The organism is Streptomyces colwelliae (assembly GCF_048158785.1).
Taxonomy (GTDB): Bacteria; Actinomycetota; Actinomycetes; order Streptomycetales; family Streptomycetaceae; genus Streptomyces.
The window spans coordinates 1-1959 of sequence record NZ_JBLTJC010000737.1 but is presented as its reverse complement, the minus strand read 5'-3'; the positions used below and the strand labels follow the sequence as shown (position 1 = coordinate 1959).

Annotated in this window: 2 protein-coding genes and 1 pseudogene; 1 reads left to right on the top strand and 2 read right to left on the bottom strand. The window is 67.7% G+C overall.

All coding sequences use genetic code 11. The features are described from left to right. A pseudogene (locus ACNFOC_RS53835) lies at nucleotides 1-412 on the bottom strand (hypothetical protein); the annotation flags it as partial. A gap of 65 nt (nucleotides 413-477) precedes the next feature. Further along, a complete protein-coding gene (locus tag ACNFOC_RS53830; RefSeq protein WP_416966235.1) occupies nucleotides 478-1326 on the bottom strand; it encodes a menaquinone biosynthetic enzyme MqnA/MqnD family protein in 849 nt (282 codons plus the stop codon). A 286-nt stretch (nucleotides 1327-1612) separates the two neighbouring features. On the opposite strand from ACNFOC_RS53830, the gene ACNFOC_RS53825 reads away from it, so the two are divergent. Next, nucleotides 1613-1816 carry a cold-shock protein gene (locus ACNFOC_RS53825; protein WP_003998944.1) on the top strand — a complete coding sequence of 68 codons (204 nt, stop codon included), beginning with the start codon at nucleotides 1613-1615 and terminating at the stop codon, nucleotides 1814-1816. Nucleotides 1817-1959 lie beyond the last annotated feature (143 nt).

The window sequence follows — 1959 nt, the reverse complement described above, 5'->3', positions numbered from 1 at the left end:
GGGCCTGTTCAGCGACCGCCGGCTCCTCGGACGTCTTCTGGCGGCGCATGCGACGAGGCCGGTTCACGAACTCGTATGCCGTCTCGCGGAACCACATGCGTTCCGTCACCTCCGGCCGCTCCCCGTCGGCCGCGTACGCCGTAGCCACCCACGGCACCGCGGCCTCGGGATCCGCATCCAGCACAGGGGCCGTCCAGGCGCCGCCGACCCGGCGCGCGGCGTCGACCTCGCGGCGGAAGCGGGCGCGGAACTCCTCGTCGAGCGCGAAGTGCGGATGCACGATCTTGACCGCGACCGTACGACCGCCCGCGCTGCGCCCGAGATAGACCCGGCCCATCCCACCGGAACCGAGCCGGCCGAGCAGCCGGTAGGGCCCCACGACCGTGGGTTCGTCGTCTCCGAGCGGCTGCATGCCGTCCACCCCTCCCCCGTACGACTTCCAGCAGGGTAGTGCGCCACCTTCTGTCTATACGGCTATTACGGCTGGAGCAGTTCCACGTTCACGTCGGCCGGGAAACCGGTGGTCGGGCCGACCCGGCGGGCGAACTCGGCGACCGCGGCGAGCTGGGGCGCGCCGAAACGGAAGTCCAGCGTCGTGAAGTACCGCTCCAGGACGGTCTCGTCGAACTCCTCCCAGCGGGCGGCCTGTTCGGCGACCTTGCCGACCTCCTCCAGGGAGAGGTTGCGGGAGGCGAGGAAGGCCTCGTGGACCTTGCGGGTGATGACCGGTTCGCGCTCCAGGTAGTCGCGGCGGGCGGCCCACACGGCGAAGACGAACGGCAGCCCGGTCCACTCCTTCCAGAGCGAGCCGAGGTCGTGCACCTCCAGCCCGAAGCGGGGCCCGTCGAGCAGGTTGGCGCGCAGCGCGGCGTCACCGATGAGTACGGCGGCGTCGGCGTCCTGCATCATCAGGCTCAGGTCGGGCGGGCAGGTGTAGTAGTCGGGCTGGACGCCGTAGCGCTCGGCGAGCAGCAGCTGCGCGAGGCGTACGGAGGTCCGCGAGGTCGAGCCGAGGGCGACCCGGCGGCCGTCCAGCTGGTCCAGCGGGACCTGCGAGACGATCACGCAGGACATCACCGGGCCGTCGCAGCCGACGGCGATGTCGGGGAAGGCGACCAGGTCGTCCGCGTTGCGGAGGAACTCGACGAGCGTGATGGGCCCGATGTCGAGGTCCCCCTGCACCAGCTGCTCGCTGAGCTTCTCCGGGGTGTCCTTGGTGAGCTCGAAGTCGAGAAGCGTGCCTGTTCTGGCGAGCCCCCAGTAGAGAGGCAGGCAGTTCAGGAACTGGATGTGGCCGACGCGCGGCCGGGTGCGAGAATTGTCCACGACGTGAGGCTAGACCTCATGCGGTACGCTCCATACTTCGGCCCCGCAGTCAAGCCCCCGGCGATCTTCAAACGTCCGGGTGATGTGATCTTGGCCTCTATTGCTTTCGGCTGCCCAAGTGCTAGGCTCGCCGCAAGTTGCAGTTTGGTTTCCCTTGCAGTACAGAGCCTGCGGAGCATGTAACCGCGGGCTCTTGTCGTTTTCAGACGTATGCAGTAGTGCGGGACTTGTTTTCACACTTGCAGGGTTCTGGAGCAGGGCAACCCTTTGGGCCCAAGGAGGGCTTATGGCTACCGGAACCGTGAAGTGGTTCAACGCCGAAAAGGGCTTTGGCTTCATCGCCCAAGAAGGCGGAGGCCCCGACGTCTTCGTTCACTACTCCGCGATCAACGCGAGCGGCTTCCGCTCGCTGGAGGAGAACCAAGCGGTCTCCTTCGACGTGACCCAGGGCCCGAAGGGCCCGCAGGCGGAGAACGTCACCCCCGTCTGAGTCACCTGATCGCAGTTTCTTCGGTCTCGGAGCCTGGTGCTTTGATCCGGAACGGATAGCAAGACCCAAGGAGCCCCGCGCCGCAAGGCGACGGGGCTCCTGCCTTTGCCTCCGGCGGTCGGGCGGGACTTGTCGTCGCCGGG